Annotated in this window: 15 protein-coding genes; 11 read left to right on the top strand and 4 right to left on the bottom strand. The window is 53.2% G+C overall.

Annotation, left to right across the window (positions count from 1 at the left end; translation table 11 throughout):
- The first annotated feature begins 33 nt into the window (after positions 1–33).
- The 4 genes from Q2J39_RS00425 (at position 34) to Q2J39_RS00410 (ending at position 5,804) form a co-directional block, all read left to right on the top strand.
- On the top strand, positions 34–2,043 hold the full coding sequence (locus Q2J39_RS00425) for a sucrose-specific PTS transporter subunit IIBC (protein WP_230266578.1): 2,010 nt from the start codon (positions 34–36) through the stop codon (positions 2,041–2,043).
- 6 nt (positions 2,044–2,049) lie between these two features.
- Positions 2,050–3,489 carry a glycoside hydrolase family 32 protein gene (locus Q2J39_RS00420; protein ID WP_288338782.1) on the top strand — a complete coding sequence of 480 codons (1,440 nt, stop codon included), beginning with the start codon at positions 2,050–2,052 and terminating at the stop codon, positions 3,487–3,489.
- Between the two features lie 102 nt (positions 3,490–3,591).
- Positions 3,592–4,584 carry a carbohydrate kinase gene (locus Q2J39_RS00415; protein ID WP_288338781.1) on the top strand — a complete coding sequence of 331 codons (993 nt, stop codon included), beginning with the start codon at positions 3,592–3,594 and terminating at the stop codon, positions 4,582–4,584.
- A gap of 215 nt (positions 4,585–4,799) precedes the next feature.
- The gene (locus Q2J39_RS00410; RefSeq protein WP_230266581.1) at positions 4,800–5,804 is read left to right on the top strand and encodes a LacI family DNA-binding transcriptional regulator; all 1,005 of its coding nucleotides are present in this window, start codon (positions 4,800–4,802) and stop codon (positions 5,802–5,804) included.
- A gap of 139 nt (positions 5,805–5,943) precedes the next feature.
- Here Q2J39_RS00410 and Q2J39_RS00405 read toward each other — a convergent pair whose 3' ends face one another.
- Together Q2J39_RS00405 and Q2J39_RS00400 are read right to left on the bottom strand one after the other, a co-directional pair.
- Positions 5,944–10,092: a TIR domain-containing protein gene (locus Q2J39_RS00405; RefSeq protein ID WP_288338780.1), complete on the bottom strand. Its 4,149-nt coding sequence runs from the start codon at positions 10,090–10,092 to the stop codon at positions 5,944–5,946.
- Between the two features lie 293 nt (positions 10,093–10,385).
- Entirely contained in the window at positions 10,386–11,747 is a 1,362-nt protein-coding gene (locus tag Q2J39_RS00400; protein WP_230266584.1) for an MATE family efflux transporter, read from the bottom strand.
- A 268-nt stretch (positions 11,748–12,015) separates the two neighbouring features.
- On the opposite strand from Q2J39_RS00400, the gene Q2J39_RS00395 reads away from it, so the two are divergent.
- The 3 genes from Q2J39_RS00395 (at position 12,016) to Q2J39_RS00385 (ending at position 17,390) form a co-directional block, all read left to right on the top strand.
- Positions 12,016–12,894, top strand: coding sequence for a DUF1848 domain-containing protein (locus tag Q2J39_RS00395; protein ID WP_230266585.1), 879 nt, complete (start codon positions 12,016–12,018; stop codon positions 12,892–12,894).
- 95 nt (positions 12,895–12,989) lie between these two features.
- The gene (locus tag Q2J39_RS00390; RefSeq protein ID WP_288338778.1) at positions 12,990–16,292 is read left to right on the top strand and encodes a DEAD/DEAH box helicase; all 3,303 of its coding nucleotides are present in this window, start codon (positions 12,990–12,992) and stop codon (positions 16,290–16,292) included.
- Positions 16,293–16,520: 228 nt separating this feature from the next.
- Positions 16,521–17,390: a UPF0158 family protein gene (locus tag Q2J39_RS00385; RefSeq protein ID WP_230266587.1), complete on the top strand. Its 870-nt coding sequence runs from the start codon at positions 16,521–16,523 to the stop codon at positions 17,388–17,390.
- Positions 17,391–17,540: 150 nt separating this feature from the next.
- Here Q2J39_RS00385 and Q2J39_RS00380 read toward each other — a convergent pair whose 3' ends face one another.
- Positions 17,541–17,969: an iron-sulfur cluster biosynthesis family protein gene (locus Q2J39_RS00380; protein ID WP_300925471.1), complete on the bottom strand. Its 429-nt coding sequence runs from the start codon at positions 17,967–17,969 to the stop codon at positions 17,541–17,543.
- A 221-nt stretch (positions 17,970–18,190) separates the two neighbouring features.
- On the opposite strand from Q2J39_RS00380, the gene Q2J39_RS00375 reads away from it, so the two are divergent.
- From Q2J39_RS00375 to Q2J39_RS00365, 3 genes are all read left to right on the top strand, one after another.
- Positions 18,191–18,721, top strand: coding sequence for a tetratricopeptide repeat protein (locus Q2J39_RS00375; protein WP_288338775.1), 531 nt, complete (start codon positions 18,191–18,193; stop codon positions 18,719–18,721).
- Positions 18,722–18,935: 214 nt separating this feature from the next.
- The gene (locus Q2J39_RS00370) at positions 18,936–19,655 is read left to right on the top strand and encodes an AzlC family ABC transporter permease (RefSeq protein ID WP_288338774.1); all 720 of its coding nucleotides are present in this window, start codon (positions 18,936–18,938) and stop codon (positions 19,653–19,655) included.
- Positions 19,652–19,966 carry an AzlD domain-containing protein gene (locus tag Q2J39_RS00365; RefSeq protein ID WP_288338773.1) on the top strand — a complete coding sequence of 105 codons (315 nt, stop codon included), beginning with the start codon at positions 19,652–19,654 and terminating at the stop codon, positions 19,964–19,966. The genes Q2J39_RS00370 and Q2J39_RS00365 overlap by 4 nt, the downstream gene beginning before the upstream one ends.
- 198 nt (positions 19,967–20,164) lie before the next feature.
- On the opposite strand, the gene Q2J39_RS00360 is transcribed toward Q2J39_RS00365, so the two are convergent.
- Positions 20,165–21,256, bottom strand: coding sequence for an FUSC family protein (locus Q2J39_RS00360; RefSeq protein WP_288338771.1), 1,092 nt, complete (start codon positions 21,254–21,256; stop codon positions 20,165–20,167).
- A 284-nt stretch (positions 21,257–21,540) separates the two neighbouring features.
- Here Q2J39_RS00360 and Q2J39_RS00355 point away from each other — a divergent pair, with 284 nt between their 5' ends.
- Positions 21,541–23,241: an MFS transporter gene (locus tag Q2J39_RS00355; RefSeq protein WP_288338769.1), complete on the top strand. Its 1,701-nt coding sequence runs from the start codon at positions 21,541–21,543 to the stop codon at positions 23,239–23,241.
- Positions 23,242–23,530: the final 289 nt, after the last annotated feature.

Genomic DNA, 23,530 nt, shown 5'->3' with positions numbered 1-23,530 from the left:
GCCGGCCAAAAGAGAAAATGGAGAAAGGGAAAAATGGATTACGCAAAGATCGCAGCGGACATTATTGAAAATGTCGGCGGCAAAGACAACATCATCTCAGCAATGCACTGTGCGACGCGTCTGCGTCTGCGCCTGAAGGACTACAGTAAAGTCGACGAGAAAAAACTTGAAGACGTCGACCAGGTCAAAGGCATTTTCCTTGCCAACGACCAGCAGCAGGTCATTCTCGGAAGCGGAACCGTAAACCTGGTTACCGCGGAAGTTCTCAAACAGACCGGCCTGAACGGAGGGGCGGTCAGCGAAGAACCGAAGAGCAAGGAGGGCAGCTGGCTGACCCGTGCAGTCAAAGGTCTCTCTGATATCTTCGTTCCGATCATTCCGGCGATCGTCGCCGGCGGTCTTCTGATGGGAATCAACAACGTACTGACCGCCGTCGGCCTGTTCGCCCCGGGCAAGTCGCTCATCGACATGGCGCCGCAGTTCGCGGGCCTCGCCTCGTTCATTAACATGTGCGCAAGCGCACCGTTCACGTTCCTTCCTGTTCTGCTTGGCTTCTCCGCTGTGAAAAAGTTTGGCGGCAACCCGTATCTGGGGGCAGCGATCGGCATGGTCATGGTTCATCCGGACCTGCTCAATGCCTATAGCATCGCTTCGGTAGACACGCTTCCGTTCTGGAACATCCTGGGCCTGGAAGTGCAGTCGATCGGCTATCAGGGTACCGTTCTTCCCGTGCTGGCTGTTTCCTGGATTCTGGCCACGATCGAAAAGTTCCTGCATAAGCACACCCCAAGCTGGCTCGACAACCTTTCCACACCGATGCTTTCGCTTCTCATTACCGCTCTGCTGACATTCACGATTGTCGGACCCGTTATGCGTACAGCCGGTGACTGGCTCGCTTACGGACTGAGCTGGCTCTATTCCACCCTCGGCTTTATCGGCGGCGCCATCTTCGGTCTGCTTTACGCGCCGATCACCATGACCGGCATGCATCATTCCTTTATCGCAATTGAAACCCAGCTGATCGCAGCCGCGGAAACTACAGGCGGCTCCTTCATCTTCCCGACCGCTTCGATGAGCAACGTTGCGCAGGGCGCAGCCGTTCTTGCGGTTCTGGTCATGACGAAAAACGAAAAGATGAAATCCCTCTGCACCGCTTCTGGTATTTCCGCACTGCTTGGCATTACTGAACCGGCCATGTTCGGTGTCACCCTGAAACTTCGCTATCCGTTCATCGCGGCCATCATCGGCTCCGCAGTCGGCTCTGCCTGGATTGCCGGTACGCATACGCTGGCCATTGCCTTAGGTACCGCGGGTATTCCGGGATTCATTTCGATCCGTCCGGAAAGCTGGCTGAACTTCTTTATCGGCATCGCCATTTCCATGGCTGTATCTTTCCTGCTTACGGTTTACTTCATGAAAAAACATCCAGAAGGCGAAACCGGAGAAAACAAAGGCGGCTTTTCCTTCAAAAAGAAAAAAGCGGCTTCCAAAACGATCGAAAGCCAGAATGAAAAAGAAAACGAAACCAGAACAATCGAAACCGCTGCTCCCGCAAAAGAAGCAGCACCTGCACAGATCAAAACCCAGGCAGCCAAGCACATCCTGTGCGCGCCGGTTTCCGGCAAAACCGCTCCGGTCAGCGACTGCAGCGATGCGGTCTTCGCATCCAGAGCCATGGGTGACGGCATTCTGATTGAACCGGAAAACGGACGCTTTTACGCGCCGGCTGACTGCGAAGTCGTCATGCTGTTTCCGACTAAGCATGCCATCGGTCTGAAAACCGATGACGGTGCAGAAATTCTGATTCACATCGGCATGGACACCGTTTCGCTGGATGGAAAGCCGTTTACCGCTCACGTGGAAAACGGTCAGAAACTGAAAGCCGGCGATCTCATGATCGAAGCCGATCTCGATGCGATCCGCGCCGCCGGGCTTTCCATTCAGACTCCGGTCATCTTCACAAACAAAGTCGCCTTTGAAGCCAGACCGTACGGTCAGGTTCAGGCTGGCGACGCCGTGATGGAAACGAAAAAAGGAGAATAAAAATCCGTGAACTACTCTGTACAGAACCGTTTTTCGCAGGCGATGACAGAGACAAAGCGATCCGAGGCCGCCAATAGCCCGGATCGCCTTTGCTTTCATATCATGCCTCCCGTCGGATGGCTCAACGACCCCAACGGGCTCTGCGAAAAAGACGGCATCAACCATATTTACTATCAGTTCGCCCCCGAAAGCGCGGCTGGAAACACCGCAAAAGGCTGGGGCCACTGCACCACGAAAGACTGGATTCACTACACAGAACAGCCGGTGCCGCTTTTTCCGGACAGCCTGCTCGATGAAGGCGGTGCCTACTCTGGAAGCGCGCTGGTTTGCGACGATGGAAAAATTCGCTGCTTTTATACTGGCAACCGAAAGCTGCCCGGCGAGCATGACTACATTTATGAAGGCCGTCAGCACTGGACGTGCATGACGGAATCCACAGACGGAACGCTTCTGGAAAACAAGCAGGTGCTGCTCAAAAACGAAGACTATCCCAAAAACATGAGCTGTCATGTGCGCGATCCGAAAGTCTGGAAAGACCAGGACGGCTACCGGATGATTCTTGGTGCCCGCACCCGTCAGGATCAGGGCATGGCTTTGCTCTATACGAGTAAAGACCTGAAAAACTGGACGCTTTCCGGAACGATCGAGGGGAAAGAAGACTACGGCTATATGTGGGAATGTCCGGATTTTCTGGAACTCGACAAAGCTGCGCTGCTGCTCACCTGTCTGCAGGGAGCGCCCCAAAAGGGATACGAATACGAAAACCTGTACCCTTCTGGATATTTCCAGCTTGAGAAAAACCCAGACAAAAAGGGAAGCTGGATCGCCGGCGAATTCCGGGCTCTGGATCATGGCTTTGATTTTTACGCCCCGCAGACGTTTGTCGATGAAAACGGCCGGCGCATTCTGATTGGCTGGATGGGTATTCCGGATGTGGAGTATACCAACCGGGAAGCAAAATCGAACTGGCAGCACGCGCTGACGCTGCCTAGAGAACTGACCTGGAAAGACGGTCAGATTTACCAGTACCCCATTGAAGAAATGTTCCAGCTCGCGCAAAACGAATCGTCCAGAAGCCTTGAACTCGAACCGGGAAAGGCGGCCAGACTGGATGATCGCGTCTGTCTGATCGAATTGGAAAACGATCAGAAAGACTGGTCCATTTCGCTGCGTCACGATCTGACGCTCTCGGGGCATAATGGTGTTGTCAGACTTGAACTCCATCAAAGCGGTCTTGGCCGCACGACACGCCATGCGTACTGTCCGGACGTGCGCCAAATCACGATCTTCTCCGATACGTCATCCGTGGAGATTTTCATCAATCATGGCCAGGTTGCTTTTACTACAAGACTTTACGATGCGCCCGAAGATCGCAGTCTGAAAGCGGACGTGCGCATGAAGGCCATAATTACTCCCCTTGCCTCGTTTGAAATCGCCAGAGCCTGAGGCTGCAGACGGCGAGCGTGTGCAGGATGGTCTGTCCTGAAGTAAACAAGAACAAGAAAAAGAACAAGAAAGAGAAAGAGAAACCAAACAGAGGAAACCGGTATGACTCAATCCGTAAAAACAATCGATGTGACAGCCCTGGGCGAAATTCTGATTGATTTCACCATGCAGGGTGTAAACAGCCAGAATATGAACGTCTTTGCCCAGTACCCCGGAGGAGCTCCAGGCAATGTCTGCGTGCAGGTCAGCCGTCTTGGCGGACAGGTCGCTTTCATGGGAAAAGTCGGTCTGGACATGCACGGCCGTCTGCTCAAAACGGTTCTGGATCAGGAGGGCATTTCCACACGAAACCTGATCGAAGATCCGGAGCATTTCACCACCCTCGCTTTCGTATCCGTAGACGAAAACGGCGAGCGGGAATTTTCCTTTGCCCGCAAACCGGGTGCGGATACGCAAATCTGTTTTGAAGAGCTCGATCTGAACGAGCTGCAGCAGGCGAAAATCTTTCATGTTGGCTCGCTTTCTCTGACCGCCGAACCTGCCTGCAGCACAACGCTTCAGGCAATCGACTTTGCGAAAAAATGCGGCGCCCTGATCAGCTACGATCCAAACTATCGCGCCAGTCTGTGGCCCGATGAAGAAACAGCGATTGAAAAAATGCGCAGCCTGATTTCTTCGGCGGATCTGATGAAGATTTCCGATGAGGAAACGGAGCTGCTTACCGGAAAGGCCGACCCGGAAGAAGCCGCCAGAGCGCTCGTCGAGCAGGGCGTAACGATTGCGGTCATCACCCTGGGCAAGGACGGCGCCCTGGCGGCGACAAAAGATTTCGTCGTACGCGCCGGCGGATTTAAAAGTCAGCTGGCCGATACCAACGGAGCCGGCGACTCGTTCTGGGGATCTTTCCTGGAGCAGATTGCCAGAAGTCCAATCGAACCGGGTCAGCTCGATTCGAAAACGCTTGGACAGATGCTGGAAAACGCCAACGCCTGCGCAGCCCTGACCGTTCAGAAGCCCGGCGCCATTCCCGCGATGCCTGCGGCAGCGGAAGTCAACGCCTTTCTGGAAGCCAGCGGACGCAAAGCAGCGTTCTGAGCGGTTCCCCTCGGATGGGCGGGTATAGATTGGCATCGATCGGTACAGAGCGGTATGGATGCACGAAGAGTTGCATTGACTGGCCTGCGTGAGGAAAATGAAACGCAAAGGTAAGGCAGAAACAGCCTGAATCGATCGCCGCCTTATGCGGCGAAACGAATAGAGAAGCAAGACAGGAAGCACCTGAAAAGGCAGCAGCTCCGGGAGGCAGGAATATGGAAAAACTGACGATGGCAGATATTGCCAAAGCGGCGGGGGTCGGGAAAAGTACCGTTTCGCGCTATTTCAACCACGGCTATGTCAGCGAGGACGCCCGTTCAAAAATTTCGGCGGTCGTTCGCAGGACCGGATTCGAGCCGAGCGTGGCTGCCCAGAATCTGCGCTCTAAGGAGTCGCATACGATCGGTATTATCGCGCCGACGATGACGAGTACCGTCACGGGGCGTCAGCTGACGGTCATTGATGAAACGCTGCGTGCAGAAGGCTACAGCTGCATTATCATGACCGCCCATCATCATCGCGAACGTGAAATTTCCGCTATCGAATACATGCGCTCGCTGAAACTGGATGGCGTCATTCTCATTGCCACGACCATCGATGAAAAGCTGGAAAGCCTACAGAAATCGAGCAATGTTCCGTTTCTGGTCATGGGCCAGGAATTTGAAAGCGGCGTTTCGGTCGTTTACGACGATTACCGCGCAGGTCGGGATGCCGGCCGATACGCCCGAAAGATGGGCCATGACGATGTCGTCTACGTTGGCGTCTCCCCAAACGATCAGGCCGTTGGCGTTACCCGTAAACAGGGCGTACAGGATGGCCTGAAGCAGGAAGGGGACGAGATGAAAAGCTTTGCTTTTGTGGAAACGTCCTTTTCCTATGAAGAAGCCAAAGAAGCCTGCGACCGCATTCTCGATGAACACGTTCCGACGATGATGATCTGCGCGACCGATAAAATCTGTCTGGCCGCGTACAAATCGCTCAGTGAACGGGGACTTCACGTTCCGGAAGATGTTTCCCTGATCGGGTTTGGCGGCTATGAAGCCGGTCAGCTTCTTACGCCGGCGCTCACGTCCATTCGGTTTAAAAACGAAGAAGCCGGAGTGCTTGCCGCAAAGACGCTGATTTCCATGATTCGCAATGAGCCGGTCAGCCGCATGCAGACGATCGGCTACGAATGGAGTTATGGCGATTCGGTTCTCGATCGAACGAAAACGAACTGAAATCCAAAGAAAAGAAAAAATGAGAAAGGGCCGGCAGAAATGTGAATATGCATGTTCAGCCGGTCCTTTTTGTCGTACGTGTCAACGGTCTGGAGGAGGATGGCGGAATGCGGTTATTTCACAAAGCCGGCTTTACGCTTTAGTCCGTCATGCTTTTCAGATCATTGAGGCGCTTTTCATAGCGAAGAATATCCGTTTTGTCCTCGGTTACGGCTTTCGTGAGCACGATACCAACGCAAAGAAGAAGCTTAAGCTTGCGCACAATCTCTGGCTTATCTTCTGGGTCATCCTCTGGAACGGGCGTTTCCATCAAAAACGGCTCAATTTGATCAAACAGAGCTCTCGCCTCTTTATACTGGCGATTGCTGTAATACATGCCTAACGTAAATTCGCTGGCTTTCACCATTTGGAGAATGTTGATGCTGCAGGGAAAGAGGTTGAGCTTATGGGCGGCCAGAAGCATAGAACGCCGGTAATACAGGAGGGCACGGGTTCGATCTTTCAAGTACCTGGCGATATGACCGAGCTGGGCGAAGGCCGCATACCAGTAGTCCCACTCGTCTTTTTTCAGAATGCCCCCGCTTTTCGTAAACTGCGTGCAGAGCGGATCGATTGTTTTGAATACCTTGAAGGCTGCTTCGTCCTGATGAAAAGCCTGATGCGTGGTTCCGCAGCGAAACAGAGCCAGCAGATAATAATGAAAAATCGTATTGTCGGATTTTCTGGCATAGACACTTTCGTAAAAATGGACTTTCAGACAGGCAAGCGGAATTTTCCATGTTTTGTCCGGCAGAGAATTGTGGATGGCTTCTGCATCTGCCATCCAGATTTCAAAGAGACGCGCCGCGGTACGCATCTCTTTGCCGTTTGGTGTGCAGCACAGAGCGAGGCAGATCAGAATTTCGCAGCTTTGCGATTCGAGTTCATACGAGGTGAGTGAAAAATCCTTCAGAGCGATGACCAGCGTATCCATCAGCTCGAGTGCGGAATACTCTTCCTCAGGGGCAGCCAGACGGGAAAACTGGGTGCTGAGTTTTTGAAACGAGGTGAGAAATGCCTGCGGATTTTGGAAATGCAGACAAATGGACGCAAATTCTTTTTCCAGTACACGCCAGGTGTTCCAGAACTCGGCGGCATCTTTGTCCTTAAGATCAAACGGTCCGCACGTCAGACTCTCCATCCATTTCAGTCCGTCTTCGCAGAACTGACGGGCTTTTTCATACTCCTCCAAAGCAGAACAGGCACGGGCGGCCAGACAAAAGGAATCGGGCCAGCTGCACTGGCTGTTTAGCGGCAGACCAAGAGAAGACGCGGTTTTACCGTGTTTGATGGACTGTAAGGCGTGGGCACAGGCCTGCGAATGATTTTCCTGCTGCAGATAAAGGCTTGCTATTTCATGATGAATCAAAGACAGTTTGTCTTCCTTCAGGGGATGGAGAGTTTCCGGATCAAAGCGCATCCAGATGTTCAGAGCTTCTTTCCAGGCAATAAGACTGTCTTCCGGACGGCTGAAATAATCGATTCGCGCAAGATCCATCCAGCTTTCTGCATAGTTTCTGTACGTGGTTTCATCCGGGTGGATCTGGATGGCCTGCGCATGCAGATCGATCAGGAGCTGAAACACAGACCGTCGAAGCGCTTCATTTTTGGAATCCCATACGGCATCTCGCAGCAGATCCGTCATGTCCAGCCAGTCTTCGAGCTGCGCGGGGGATAAATCCGTATGGGAGAGGTACTTCACGGCGCTTTGGCAGGCTTCCTCCATCGCCTGATCCGCTTTTTGGGGCGCACCGGCTTCCAGATAGCACAGCGCCAGATGGGCCAGAAGCGCCGTCGGATGGTGTCCCGGATAGTTTGCAATTTCCTGTTCAGAATGAATGCGGGTCAGACTGACCCCTGTTTCCAGACTTCGGCAGGCGGCGTCGCAGTCTTCGAGCTTTTTAAGAATCCGTCCGGCGGTATCCCACAGCACTTCCTCAAATTGAACTGGAATACCGCTTTCCAGAAGCGAAGCAGGAAGAGACTGCGCTCGACTGGCGCCAATATGATCCAGAGCCAGATCGATCCAGGAGAGCGCGGTGTACAGCTTTCCCCGCTCTTCATAAAACTGAGCGGCATTGTACATATCCACCGCATTTTTCGGGATTCGAAGCGGCTTCCTCTCTTCTTTGATCTGTCCGTTTTTTACGGAATACTTCGGCCCGGTTAGTTTCTGAAGATGATTTAAAGCCCTCTGATAGCAGTGATCGGCCGAAAGCCAGTCGTTATTTTGTTCGCTGATCTCTGCACGGCAGAACAGGCAGGCGATCATCTCCTTTCTGGCTTCCTGGGATTCCTTGAGCCGGACAAGAAGAGAATGCATAGCTGCATCCACGCATTTTATGGCTTCATCCGTCCGGTTCAGTTTACGGTACGCCTCGGCCATGGTTCTGCGAACAGCAGCCTGCAGAATATCCTGCTCCAGAGTAACTGCATCCGCTTCGAGAAAGCGCGAATACGTTTCGATGCAAAGACGGTACTGACCGGCCGCATATTCCTGGTCTGCCTGATTTAACAGCCTCTGATTTTCGATGGAACGCGCCTGCGTCTGAGAAAGAAAGCCGCTTTTGTCCGCCAGTTTCTCCATCTGCTTGCAAAGCTCGCTTTCTTTTCTGAAGTCCTGCTGTTCCTGGGCCAGCCGGACTTCCAGCTCCAGAATCTGGTATTTCCAGCCGCAGGCAAGATCGGTCAGTTCCCTGGGAACCTTTTTCATCCAGCTCCAGAACTGCGCAATCGTCTTTTTTGCATCCTCTGGACGGCTGTCGTTGATCTGAAGATTGGCAAGATGAAAAAAGCTGAAAAGAACGGTCGATAAAAGCGCCTCGTTGATCCCCTTCAGGGAACTGGCCATCTGAATCAGATCGTCCAGGACAAGCATCGCGCCTTCCTTCTGGCCGGCATGAAGGCAGCAGTTTGCCATGGACGCATAAAAAAGGATTTTGAACGGAGTACTGTCGTATGGGCTGAGATCGTACGGAATATCTTCCAGGAGAAGAAGAATCGGATGCAGCACGCTGGCACACGTCGTGTTGAGTTCTTCAAACCAGCCCAGACGGGTCAGCGTGTTCAGATAGCGGATTGTGATGTCAAGCAGACGCTCAATCGTTTCCGTGGAGGGCTGGTCTTTGAAGGATTGGATCGTCTTTGCAAAATAACGTTTTAAAAACTCAACGCCTTTGCGCGGATCGACCGGAACGCCGTCTCCGTACAGGTAAATATCGGAAAGAACGAGAAGCGCCTGGTCTACTCCCTTTTCGGCCGCCTGATTCAGAAGCGGAATGGCGCGAGCGGGATTGCGTTTCGTGTCGACGCCTCTCAGATAGGCAAGGCCCAGATAGAAAAGCTTCTGGGGATTCTGCGGTTCTTGGCTCTGTGTTTTCGGATTTTCGAAAAGGGACTGTAAAGATTCACGAAGATCATCCGACTGGAGGGAAAAAACCGGCGGAAAGCCGGCATACAGCAGCTTCAGGACATCTGTATTCGCTGGTTCCATCTGGACAGGAATGATTTTTTTGCGGTACTGGACGGCAGCCGGATATTCATATTCGCTTATATAATTTTTTTCTTCGAGTTTTGGCGTTACGAGCAGCGTGATCAGCTCGCTTCGTTTCATCTGATCGAAAATCTGCTGGCTGAAATCTTCTCCCGGCATCAGAAAGTCGTCGTACCAGACCCCGACATCCCATGTGCATTCCAGAGACTGAACGAAATCCAGAAAATCCTGCGCATAAGCCCAGTCTTTCTTACGGTAGCTGACAAAAATATACGAATGAAACGAGCTTCTTATTTTCTCGATCAGCGGGGGTTCCAGAATCACGGACTGAAGATATGACCGCATACGGCTTTCAAAATTCTGTCGTTTCAGAAAATCCGGCTGAAAATCCAGATACTGAAGATCTCCGAACAGCTGGGAATAGGCAGACAGATCGATACTGTCCAGAAGGATGGGAAGAAGAAGAACTTTACTTTCGCGCAGCGCCCAGATCAGTTTAAGCGTATTTTCCTGTTCAGAGCGAAGCAGTCGGGAAGAAACCGCAATGACGGCCAGCGTGAATTCCTGCAGCAGGCGCAGATCCTCTTCACTCCAGAGGGCATTTTCTGGATCCGGCGCAAGAATCAGGCAGTTGACCTGGTCGCGGATGGTTTGAATAATCTGTGAATCTGTCGAACGATCCCCTGAGGGGATAAACAGAACTTTGCTGAGTCCGCTTTCCTGAACGGTATTTTCTGGATAATATTTGCATTTCATGCCGTCTCCTTTCCATGTCTTTCGTCCGTGGGATTTCGTCCGCGCATTTCTTCTGCGTGCATGCGCAGGCAGAATCGGATGCAGAATACTTTTTTACTTTTCTTCTTTATTTATACCTATCGTATCCAGCGGCTTTCTTTGCGGGGTGTGTATTTCCCAAAACGGCCAAATCGGACATTCGAACGTATAAAAAGTCCGCCGGACGGTCTTTGACCATCGGGCGGACTTTAAACATCTTTCTAAGGAAGAAAAGATGAATTCCCATTAAAGAAACGGGAGTATTGGAATATGGATCAGGCTTTCTTTTTCGACGGGGCGAACGAATGATGAAGGCGCCACAGGAAAAGCAGACCGCGCGCGTCGAGTTCCACGCCCATCGCAACCCAGGCACCGGCCAGTCCAAAGGAGCGGGAAAGCCAGGCGGCCAGCGGAATACGGATGCACCAGATGGAGAGGAAGTTGAGGCAAGCCGGCCAGATCGTATCGCCTTTTCCGCGCAAAATGCCGGAGCAGACGATGGAAGCGCCATAAAGCGGTTCCGCAAACGCTTCGAGCCGAAGCATGGAAGTTCCGAGTTCAATGACGGCTGGATCCGGGGTGAGAATGTTCATCAGCCACGGGGCAAAGACGAACATGACGACGCCCGAAAGAGCCATCATGCCCATGCCGATGCGTACGATGCGCCAGCTGATTTCCCGGGCCAGATCGTGCCGGTTGGCGCCGGTACACTGCCCGATGATGGCGGTTGCGGCGGATCCGCAGCCGTAGCCGGGCATGTAACAGAGACTTTCCGCGGTGATCGCAAAGCTGTTGGCCGCAATGGAAACCGAACCGAGAGAAGAGACGATGCGGGTAAACATGACATAGGAAGAGCCGGAAATCAGCTGTTCCAGACTGATTGGAACGCCGATGCGTACCGCTTTAGAAAGGGAATGACGGGTAAAGTGAATCCGGCATTTCCCTTTGAGAAATTCGTTTTTAAACAGGACGCGCCACGTGAGAAACAGGGACGCGCACGCCATGGCGGCGCCGGTTCCTAAAGCGGATCCGGCTACGCCCAGATTCATCGCGAAGATGAACAGGTAGTTGAACAGGACGTCGAGCATGCACATGACAATTTGCGTCATGCCCGGCAGCCGGGTATCGCCGGCCGCCTGCAAGGTCGCGATCGCCCAGGTGTTTAACAGAGAAAACGGCAGACACAGACAGAAAATGCCGAGATAGGCGCTCGCATCCGCCAGAATGGCGTCTTCGCCGCCCAGCCAGACGGGAACCATTCCTGAAAGGCCAAAGCCGATGCTGCCGATCAGAAACGCCACGCCTAAAATGACGAGCAGACCCTGCCGGCTGCAGTTGCGGGCTTCTTCATTGTTTCTTGCGCCGATCGCCTGCGCGGTCTGCACCGAAAAGCCGTAGACGGAGCCGGAACAGATGCCGTTGATCAGCCAGGTGCTCGAAGAGACCAGACCGATGGACGCGCCGGCCTGTACCCCGAGATGGCCGACCATCGAGGCGTCGATCATCTGCATGATGGTGACGGAAACCTGCGCCAGAATGGCAGGCCAGGAAAGCGATAAAATGAGTTTTCGCTGCATGGAGGCGTTGAGCGGTTTGTCCGCGCGCAGTGCGGATAATAATTGAGAGGAGTCTGTCATATCTGCTATTATCCATCGAATTGTTCCGGAATGCCTGATCAAAGAAAACGTTCTGCCAAGTCTGTTCGAGAAATTTACTATCCTTTCCATTTTCTCCTCGGGTTCTGCTTTTTCCTTTTGATGAGATATGGCTTTTTATCCGCGGGAGAAACGAACCGGCAGATCCGAAAACGCGCCGTTTCAAAGCGGATTCGAATGTGGCTTTTCAGATTCGCCATCCTGAATTGGAATTTGTCATCCGGAAAAAGGAAAAAGAAAGGAGGATGTCATGATTGTTTCCGCAAGCTGCCGAACCGATATTCCCGCGTTTTACACGCCCTGGCTGCTCAACCGCCTGGAGGAGGGCTTTGTGGACGTGCGCAATCCGTTTTATCCCAAACGGGTTTCGCGCATTTACTTTGAAGACGCGGATGCCTGGATGTTCTGTACGAAAAATCCGCTGCCGCTTATTCCGTATCTGGACCGGTTCAAGCAGCCGATCTTAATGGATGTGACGATTACGCCGTATAAAAAGGATCTGGAACCGGCGGTACCCGATAAAACGAAAATTATTGAAGCGGTCCGCTTCATGGGCGAAAAGCTGGGAAAGGATCATGTGTCGGTTCGCTACGATCCGATTTTGCTGAATCCAACGTATACGGTGGACTATCACATTCGGGCTTTTGAGCGGCTCTGTTCTCTGCTCGAAGGCGCGGTGGAGACGATTTCCATTTCCTTTCTCGACGACTACAAAAACGTCCGCCGTCATGCCGGCGAACTGAATGCGCACGAACCGAGTGAAGCCGAATTAAAAGCTATTGGCGAAGCGTTCGCAAAATGCGCTGCGGATCATGGCATTCCCGTTTTCACCTGCAACGAAAAGCAGATTCTAGCCCCGTTCGGCGTGCCTTCCGGCGCCTGCTTTCCTATGGAACTCGCGCTGGCCTGGACCGGCCGCAAGTTTCGAAAGTGGAAAGCGCGCGACTGCGGCTGCGTCGAAATGGCGGATCTTGGCGTCTACAACACGTGTGCGCACCTTTGCCGCTACTGCTATGCCAACTTTGATGAAAAGCAGATCGCCCAAAACCGGCGTCTTCATGATCCCAGTTCGACGATGCTGGTGGGACATCTGGAAGCCGACGATGAAATCATTCGCCGCAAACGATAAACTGCACGTAAAATTAAACCAGATCGAATCCAAATCGGATTTTCGAAATCCGATTCCGGTCGATCCTTAGCCAGACCGGCGGAAAGGAGAGAAGCATGTCATCCAGCCCACTTTTTGAACAGGCACTCGACGAACTCGAACGTCTTCAGAAACTGTTAGAAGACCATCATCTGCCTTCTCAGATTGCCGCCGACCTGCAGCTTGAGATTGACCAGAGAACAAAACGCCGCAAGGATGCAGCTGCTGTTTCTTCCAGAACGCCGGAGCGTACGCGGCGAGCCGCCGCTCCGGAACCGCCTCGAACGCATCCGACGCGGCCAGTTTCCCCAAAACCACAATCGGAAGAAGCGTTTTTCGCCCAGCGTGAACCGCAGCCGCCGGTCCACAATGAACAGGCTGTTGAGCACAAACGGGCTGCTTTTCAGCCCCGGGCGGAGTTTTCAAAGCCGTCCGATTCGCAGACACAGTCGGAGACGGCTGCTTCCAGATCCGATGAGCCGGTCGAATCGCCCGTAAAACGAGGAAAACCTTCCGTTTCTTCCCTTTCCGCTTCACCGAAAAATCCGCTGGCGTATGCGGATCTGCTTGGCATCGCGTTTCCTTCCAATGAAGAAACGTATTTTGTCCGTTCCCAGAAAGGCTTCTTTTATCAGCCCTGTCCGATCCGTCTGCGGCCGGGCTGTCCGTACTTTCAGAAAAACGCCAAGCCGGAATGCAAAACCTGTACCGTTCGGCCCGCTATTTCGCTTGGACGAAGAGAAGTGCTCAATCATCTTCACGGACAAAGTGAAATCGGGCTTTCGCCGTTAAGCCAGGATGGTCACATTGCCTACGCCTGTATCACGATCGAAAGCGGCCAGGGGCAGAAGGCTGCGCTTGAAGTTCAGAGGGCAGCTAAAGCGATTGGACTCGATGTTCTTTGCGAAGAACGCAAGGAAGACGGTGTTTTGTCGTGGCGCATCTGGTTTTTACTCGCGATGCCGGTGGACGCCTCCCGGGTTTCCCGCTTTTTGCGCGCGTTTCTGATCAACGGGTTTGCCAAAGGTGAGCTCAGGGATCTGCGCTTTCTCGATCAGACGTTCCCGCGTATTTTTGTCAAGGAACAGCCCAAGGATCGGGGAATGGCGTTGCCGCTTCCGCTGTTTGGCTGGCTCGATGAAGCGCTGCGAAAACAGGGAAGAGACGCCGATCGGTATTCCATTCTGATCGATGAAAAAGGCGAAGAAATTGCCGATCCGTTTGCGCAGATACAGTCGATTACCCGTGTGGAACCGGCCCAGATGGAGGCGCAGATTCGCGAATGCACCTCGCGCAAGCGGGAAGAACTGTTTGCGGGCGATCCGAAAAGCGAGCCGGACACGATGGAGTCCATGCGCCTGATCGCCGCGGACGACGATCCGTTTGTGTTTGCGCCTTTGCAGGAATCCGGCGTGATCGAAGTGATCGAAAAAGGACGGATCTGGGTGTGCGCGGATGCGCTGCCCGCTTCTGTACAAAATCAGATTCTGGCGATGGGCAGCTACTGGAATCCGGCGTATCGCTCGCAGAAAAACAAGTTTGCGACCGGACCGCGCATCGTTTCGCTGGCTAGACGCGAAGCGCATGGACCGCAATCCGGTTCACAAAATGCCGATTCTGAAAATACTGAAAACAAAAACAATACGGGACTGGGCACGCGCTGGATTTCGCTGCCCCGTCATTTAAAAGCGCCGCTTCTTTATCGGCTTTCTCAGGCTGGAGCGACAGTGGATCTGCAGGACTGGGAAAGCGAAGGGCAGTCGGTTCCGATGGAATTTAACGGCGAACTTCGTCCGGAACAGGTGTCGCTGGCTTCCGCTCTGTATCAGAAAGGGAGCGGCATTCTGGAAGCGGCAACGGGGACCGGAAAAACGGTCATCGGCGCAGCGCTGATCGCGCAGATTTCGAGAAGCACGCTGATTCTGGTCAATTCCAAGGAAATCTTGCAGGGCTGGGTCAGTTCGCTGAACCGCTTCCTGCATTTTTCCAGTCCGGAATGGGAAAACTGGAAGGCGCCTTCGAAAAACTATCCAGGAAAAATCGGGGTGCTGCAGGGCGCTACGCGTTCGCTTTCTGGGCGCGTGGATGTGGCCATGGTGCCTTCGCTGGTCCAGAAGGAAAATCTCGAAGAACTGCTTTCCGGCTATGGCGTCGTCTTTGTGGATGAATGCCATCATGCCGGCTCGCCGTCCTATCAGAAAGTACTCGACGCGCTGCAGGCCAAACGCGTATACGGTCTGAGCGCGACGCCAAAGCGGACTGACGGCCTTTCGACAAGCATGTTCTGGCAACTGGGTGAAATCGCGGCTTCGTTCAGTTCGAAAGATCAGATGGCCAGTCAGACGTTCCACCGTCTGATCTGTCCGCGCTTTACACCCTTTGCGGGAAGCGACGCGGAAAACAATGACTTTACCCGTCTGGTGCAGGAAGCGGCTTCGCATCCGCTGCGCAATGAAATGATCGTGCAGGATATCCGCGAAGCGCTCGATAACGGGCGAACCGTTCTGGTGCTGACGCGCTTTATTGAACATGCCCATACGCTCGCTCGTCTGCTGGCCCCCGGAGACGATACCGAACTGTTCGTCTACGCGGGTGATCCCAAACGCAAGCAGGAAAATACAAGACGCCTGCGCGAACTCGAAGATCCCAAAGTACGAAAAGATAAGAAAGTCGTGCTGATCGGCACGTATGCGAGCATCAGTGAAGGCTTTGACTTTCCGCTGCTCGATACACTCATGCTTGCGCTGCCGATTCGTTCGCAGATCACCATTTCACAGTCGATCGGTCGAATTCACCGCCAGACGCGAAACAAGCAGATTGCCATCGTCTACGACTATGCCGACGTGCAGAACCGCATGCTGGAAAGCATGTATCAGGCAAGAATGAAAGAGTACGTCAATCAGGGCTATCAGATCGGCGAAGTACTCGATGAGCGAAAAGGCACGTCTTCGGGAAAGGTGTACCGGACAGAAGACTACATTTCAGCCTGTGTGCGCGATATCCGCCAGGCGAAAAAACGGGTGGCGCTCTGTATGCGCGCCTTTGAGGATGAGCAGCTGCAGACGCTGATCGATGTGGCCGGTCAGAAAGCGCTCGAAGGCGTTCGCTTTGATCTTTTTGTCGAAAACGCCTCCGATGAACAGGTACGCCGCATGCGCAATGCGGGTTTCCATGTTCATTTTCACGACCGCATCGTCGCGTGCTGTCTGATCGTGGATCAGGAAATTGTCTGGTACGGCAACGTGTTTTCTTCGCAGGCGGCCTCTTCCGGCATTGTGCGGATGGTGTCGAGAAAGGATGCCAACGAGCTGCTCGAAGCCAGACGCCGCGAAGAAATCCGGCAGCTCAGTCTCCAGCATGCTCAGGCTTCCCAGTCCTGAGCGTAAAAAGCAGGCGCTCCAAATACGCAAACGCAACAGAAGGGAAGTACGAAAGGCACGTTTGCCGGTCGATTTTGACGGCGTGACCTTTGTCTTCCCTTCTTTTTCTTGAGCGTACCCGCTTGGTATAATGAAAGCGTCCTGTCCAGAGTCCGAGCACGCAGGCAAGCAAAGAGAAAACCGTGTTCATAAGAGCCCTGGACAGATTAAGTGGAGGAAATAAAACTAATGGTTATTGATCTTGACGATATTGTGGATGCCATTCAGGGCGGAAGCAATTCGGTTGAGTATTATCTCAATACCCGTACGGGAGAAATCATCATGCGTGATGATCGTCTTTCCGTAAGAGAGCTCAACGACATCGATGATGAACTCGACAAAGTCTACGATTCCATTTTGCTGATCCCGACATCCCGCGATGCCGGCGACATCCGCATGATGCGTGAATTTACGTGGACACTCCCGGACGGTCAGGCCAAGGACGCGCTGACGACCGCTTTAGGCAACCGCAAAGGCATTTTCCAGCGTTTTCGCAACGCGCTGAACAGTTTCAACCTGCTCAACGACTGGTATGAATACGAAGACGACCGCTACATGGAATTTGCACGCAACTGGTGCCGCGACAACGAAGTCGCTTTTGAAGAAGTCCCGAAAATTGTCTATCGCCGTGCGGTGCGCAGCGATGTGAAAACGATGGTTGAACTGCGCAAGAAAGAACTCGGTCTTGCGCCGGAAGACGATTCGTTCGATTTCGAACTCGACCGCTACTTTGCAGCGCAGATGCGAAACGGCGCGTTGTATGAAATTTTCGCCTGGTGGAAAAACCGTATCGTCGCGTGCGGCGCCATCGCCTGGGTCTTCACGCCGCCAACACCCGAACTGCCCGATGGCCGCAATGGCTATCTGTGCAACTTCTGGTGCGATGAAGAAGTAAAGGGAAACGGCTACGAAAAGGAAATTCTTTCCCGTCTGCTCGAAGAGGCAAAACGCCGCAAGCTGCCGGTTGTCCGCTCCTATGGACTGGATGCAGAACTCGTTGAATCCTTTGGCTTTAAGCCCGAAGACGATGTTCGCAAAGCCGTTCTGAAACTGAAATAGAAACGAGATTTTTAACGATCCATAAAAATAAAACGCCGCAGGCGGAAACTGCTGTTTCCGCCTGCGGCGTTTATCGTTTCAAAAATTTCGATTTGATCTTCGAGCCGGATTTTTCAGGCCCGGTTTTGCATAGGAATCTTCGGTCTGGGATTATTCGTGAGAGTTACAGCAGTCGCCGTCGTGGCCTTCGCCGTGGCAGCATCCGCCTTCGTGGTCATGATCGTCGCCGTGGCAGCATCCGCCTTCATGGTCGTGATCGTCACCGTGGCAGCATCCGCCTTCGTGGTCGTGATGGCCGCCGCATCCGCATCCGCCGCCTTCGGCTGGCGCGAATACCATCAGTTCGCCGTTCTGCAGATCGACAAAAGCGTCATCGCAGTATTTGGCGGTATCTTCATCCATCAGCACTTTGATGCCGTTGATTTCCACCGGCTTGTCGCCTTCTTCGTAGCGAACCATCTGGAAAACGGGTGCTGCGGAGCAGCAGGTCTGATGAAGGGTAGCCATCAGTCCGTCTGCATGGTTTTCTTCCAGCATGGGTTTCAGCACGTTCGCGGCTGCATCTGTAATTGTTAACATATGTTTCTGCCTCCATTTCTCCTCTATTTTAAAAGAGTTTCGGTTCAGGCGCTCGGTTTAGCCCTGTCTGTTTGAAATGTTTATAAGTCATAAAACAGAATGAGTGTCAAGAAATATTATTATGGGAATGTGGAATATTCTTACGAAATAAGGGGAAATACAGGCAAATGGGGTTCAGAAGGGGGTCTGGACGGTTAAGATGAAGGTGCGAGGTAATCTTTATGAAACTGATCACCCTCAGACAGCTTGAAGCACAGGCGCGCACCGGGGACGGAAAAGCCTGTCTGGCCTTGTACCAGGAGTATTCCAACAACACCCGGGATGAAAAAACCGCCAGAAAGTGGCTGGATCTCGCTCTCGATTACGATGAGCCGAGAGCCCAGTTTCTCGAAGGCGTGTATTCGATGAATGTCGGCGAAATTGCGCACGGCGTACAGTTTTTGAAGCTGGCCGCTTTTAACCGCAATACCGACGCCATGAATGTCCTGGCGATGTACTACCTGGGAAACATTCACGGAATCAGCCATACGGTCATTGATCTGGAGCTCGGGCTTGATTATCTCTATCAGGCCGCGAACGGCGGATGTCCGGATGCGCAGATTGTTCTGGGAAAATGTTTTTATCTCGGAAAATGGGTAAGCCGCAACAAGTATCTTGCCCGCTACTGGATGGAAAAAGCCGCAAAGGCCAAAAGCCGGCTGGCCGCACGCATGCTCGAAGGCATGCAGGCCGTCAGTGGCGCGCTCAACTGAAAAAGCAGTGAATACCGTCTGAACCGCCGAAAAGCGAGACTTGATTTTAAGTCGGCTTTTCGGCTTTTGTTTTGGAAAAAAGACGCCGCCATAAGAGAACTGAATTTTTTGGGAGCGCGTTCAGAACGATGGTTCCATACAATCCGCAGACGAAGGTGCAGACGAGAAAAAGGGAAGGTTCGGACGTCTCTTTTGTGGTGCTATACTTCAAACCATGAACGAAAATGAATCGCGCCGTCTTTTTCTGGACGGCATGAAAACTTCGATTCCCATTGCACTTGGCTACTTCGCAGTCAGCTGCGCCTACGGCATGGCCGCTATTATTCAGGGAATGACCGTAAACGAGGCGGCGGTTACTTCGCTGACCAATCTGACGAGTGCCGGGCAGTTTGCGGGAACGACGCTGATCTGCGCGGGCGCCAGTCTGTTCGAACTCATTCTCACCGAGCTGATCATTAACGCGCGCTATTTTCTGATGGCGATTTCGCTGGCACAGAAATGCGGCGGATCGGTGCCTCTTGGCAAACGTCTGCTCATGGCATACGGTATTACCGATGAAATTTATGCGGCGGCCATTTCCAAAAAAGGAAAGCTGTCCTTTGTCTGGTTCATGGGGCTGGTCGTCTTGCCGGTCATTGGCTGGACCGCGGGAACGATTGCCGGCGGACTGGCGAGCAGCCTGCTTCCTCAAAATCTGGTCAATGCGCTGGGACTGGCGATGTACGGCATGTTTATCGCCATTTTTGTACCGGCTGCCCGCAGGGAAAAAGCCGTAGCAATCTGTGTCCTGCTTTCCATTGCGCTCAGCTGTCTGTTTGCCTGGACGCCAGGTCTGAAAGAACTGTCCAACGGCTATGTGATCGTAATTGTGACCGTTCTGGCTTCCGCCTTCTGTGCCTGGAAGTTTCCAAGGAAGGAGGACGAACCGCAATGAGTACGGCCGAAATGTATACCGGCATCGCGGTCATGGCACTGGTGACGTATGTCATTCGCATGATTCCGATGGCCCTGTTTTCCAGGCCGATTCGATCGCGCTTCTTTCAGTCCTTTCTCTACTACGTACCGTACGCCGTCCTTTCGGCGATGACCTTTCCCGGCGTTTTTGCGGGTTCGCTTTCGACTGCCGTCTGCTCGATCGGTGTACTGGCCGCAGTCATCAGCGCCTGGTTTGGCGGCAGCCTGCTTCAGGTGGCCTGCGCCGCAGCGGGCGCAGCCTGGATTGCGGGACTCGTTCCCGGTCTTTAATAATTCAGCTGGAGAGATCCAGACTGCCGGATCTGGATGGAATCGCCTGCAGAAATGGATGCTGAAAAGCGATCGAAATTGAGACAGAAAAGGCGAAGGCTTACGCGGCTTCTTCCCTGTGGGAAGAAGCATCTGGCGTAAGGTCCTTCGCCTTTATGTGTTTTGTTCTGGGTTGTTCTGGGGAATATTTTGAAGTTCTTACTGGTTTTGCGCCCGGTTCATGGTGCGCTTCTGCGCTTCGGGAAGGAAATGGACCATGATGAAGCGGTCATACAGCCAGTAAAACAGCATCGCAAACAGAACGCCGGCAATCGTCAGTCCAATACGCAGAATGACCGCGTCTTTCAGGCCGTACAGTCCGGCCGCCAGCGACAGGGCACCAAAGCAGTTGAGCATCGTCTTGTGACGGTATTCTGAACACAGGCCCAGACACAGACCGCCGACCGGACCGAGCAGCGGATACAGCTGGGGCGGAAGAATTTTATAGACGACATAAAACAGCAGGGAACCGGCGATGACGCCAAGAATCCGGTCGCGCTTCTTTTCGTGAATGCGGTCTTCAATCTGCGCATCCGAAAGCAGGGAGCCGCACGCAAAGCCGGCCCACATGTAGCGCGGAACGACAAAGAGCGAAAAGATTGTCAGAAGCAGGCTGACACCCAGCGTCAGACGCAGCTGCCACTGGCACTTGTAGTTGTACAAAGTGAATTCATGAAAGACCATGCCAAGCGTCCGGTCCGGATTGGCGTTTCGATGATTGCGCCACAGCACGATTGCACAAAGGACATAGCCCACAACCGTCATTTCCAGACGGCCGATCAGATCTTGTCCATACACCGGATTGCCGCAAAGAAAAATGTAGGCAAAGGAATACAGGCCGCCGTTTCCAAGCGACGGATTTTCGCACGTCAGGGCGATGATCAGAAGCAGGGCGCAAAAATGAATGACAAACGTCAGCAGAGGACTGGGGCTGAGCGAAGCGAGAATCGGCGCGCCAAAAAGCAGGGCGAACGCGACAAACATCGCAAACAGGGAATCCTTGATCCGGTAGCCGAAGCCGACAAACCGGCTCGCCAGTAAAATGCAGAAAATGGAGACCGCCATGGAACTGTTGGCCGAACCGAAGAGTGCCGTCATAAGACCGATAAAGGCGATCGCAAAGACAACGATCAGAAGCGAACGGACAAACATAGCCAGACGCCATCGGCGCTTCTCTTCGGGCGCGTCCGTTTTCGCGATCATGGCGCGGATCGCGGCCGGATCATATTGAATCATCTGATAAAAGGTCATGGAAGCCTCCTTTTCTCAAAAGGGCATCGAGAACGTTCCAGAAGGCAGCCATTGAATACACGTTGAATACAAAGGTATGGAATCGGTATGAAAAGAATGTACATTCTGGATACGTTCATCGTTCCGTTTCATTGTAAAACCACGGTAATAAAAATCGAAAAGGGATACCCGAACGAGAATGGACGGCGTAAAAGGGGGCGAGTGGAAACGGGTCAAATCGGGCTTGGTCATTCCAATCGACAGCCCTCCCCGTATAATGGAGGAAACAAAAGGAGCTTTTATTTATGGTAAAAAAAGACCACCTAGCATATTTGAAAGTACTGATCAGCACGTGTCTGATGGTCGGTGCGAGCATCGGTCTGTGCTTTTATTCCGCCGGTGCGTTTTACAGCCCGCTTTCCGGCGGCCTGGGCATTTCCCTGGGTCAGGCTTCGGCCTCGACGACCTGGATGCTCGTATTCATGGCGCTCAGCGCCCTGGCCGTCCCGTTTCTGCTGCGCAAGCTGCGGCTTCTGGACCTGCTTTTGATCGGTACCGCGCTTTGTGCCGGATCGGTTCTGATGATTGCCTTTTCCGTGAACGTGGCCTGGGTTTACATTTTCAGCGCCATTACCGGAATCGGCGCCGCGCTGATCGGCATGGTTCCGGCAAGTACGATCGTCCAGAACTGGTTTGTGAAGCATCGCGCCGGAGCGACATCGATCGCGCTGGCGGGATCGGCACTCGTGGCGGCGCTGTTTTCTTCCGTGTTCAGCTTTTCCATTTCCATGTTTGGCTGGCGCATGGGCTTCGTTCTGGAAGCTGTCCTCATTCTGGTGCTTATGCTTCCGGCGCTGCTCTGGAAAATTGATCTGACGCCGGCGCAGGCGGGCATGCAGCCGTATGGACATGAACACGGCATTCCCGCAGAACCGGATGCGCGCAAGCTGTCCAACTCGGTTTTGTGGACATTCGCGCTGATCGCGATTCTGTCCGCCATTCTGATCGGTCTGCCGATGCACTTCTCTTCGCTGGCCGCCTCCATTGGCCGCACCACTTTGCTGGGGGCGTCGATGCTGACGTATGCGATGCTTGGAAACCTCGTTTTCAAGCTGGTCGGCGGCTGGCTGTCCAACCGTCTGCAGCCGGTATGGACGATCGCCATTCTCGATCTCTGCTCGCTGATCGCTTCGATCGGCATTCTGATCTGCATTCTCAGCGGCGCAAGCGACGCCCTGTCCTGGCTGGCGTTCTTCCTTGGAAGCGTCTTTGCGTTAAGTGAACTTTCTCTGCCGCTGCTCGTTTCCGCCAATGCGGCACGCCGTCACTTCTCCGCGTTTTACGCCGTGCTCAACTGCCTTTCGACGATGACGACGGCTCTGTCGATCATGGTGATCGGCTACATGTATGACGGCCTGCACAGCTACGTATGGATGTACGTTCTGGCCATTGCAGCGGAAGTCCTGATTCTCTTCCTGCTCTGGCTGCTCATCCGCAGCGCGAAAAACGACGATCTGGTCACCAATGCGACAACCCGCTCGCTCGTTCTGAAACTGCGTGACTGGGAAAACAAATACCGCAGCGAACGTTCCCGCAAAGCGCAGGAACGCCGCCGCAAGGAAGAAGAACAGAAAGCGTATGACGAAGAAATGAAGCGTCAGGATACGCCATCCGCCATGCGCGCGCATGTCGTGGCTTCTTCCATTGTCGTACCGCCCGAAAAGGAAACGGAAAAAGAAAACGCCCTCGAAGCCGAGCACGAAGCGAAAGAAGCTGCTGAAGTGAACCCGTTTGAAGAACCGGCCGACGCCAAAGAAAACAAACCGGTCGATGCCGAATACGTGGAACACGAAGGCGCAGCGCCGGACGAACATTCGCATACGGAAGACGAGGAAAAATCCAAACCGTCCGCCAAACCGGCAGACGAAAACGCTTCGGATCCCGCTACAGAGGAAAACGCAGCGCCTGCTGACGCTTCCAGATCCGAAGACGAAAAGAAAGACTAAGATTTCTCCGTTTTTAGTGGGGTAAGCGAAGACGAAGCGACTTTTCGTTCTTCTTTACCAAGCAAAACGTTTTAGAAAAAACAACAACGCCCTGGCTTGCCGCAAAGCCAGGGCGTTTTCAATTTCTGCAGTTCGGGTTACGCGAGGTAAACCCCTTCGGCAGAGGAAAAGCGATCCGCTTCCGGGATACGTTTGCCCGGACATGCGGATCGCTTTGTTATTTTGCGTATTATTTCGTAAGCGTCAAATAAAAGACGGGTATTTTCTCGACCGCCTCCTTGGGATAATT

The sequence above is a fragment of the uncultured Allobaculum sp. genome, assembly GCF_948576815.1.
GTDB classification, from domain to species: domain Bacteria; phylum Bacillota_I; class Bacilli_A; order Erysipelotrichales; family Erysipelotrichaceae; genus Allobaculum; species Allobaculum fili.
Note: the sequence above shows the minus strand (reverse complement) of the source record. Positions and strands in the feature narration are given on the sequence as shown.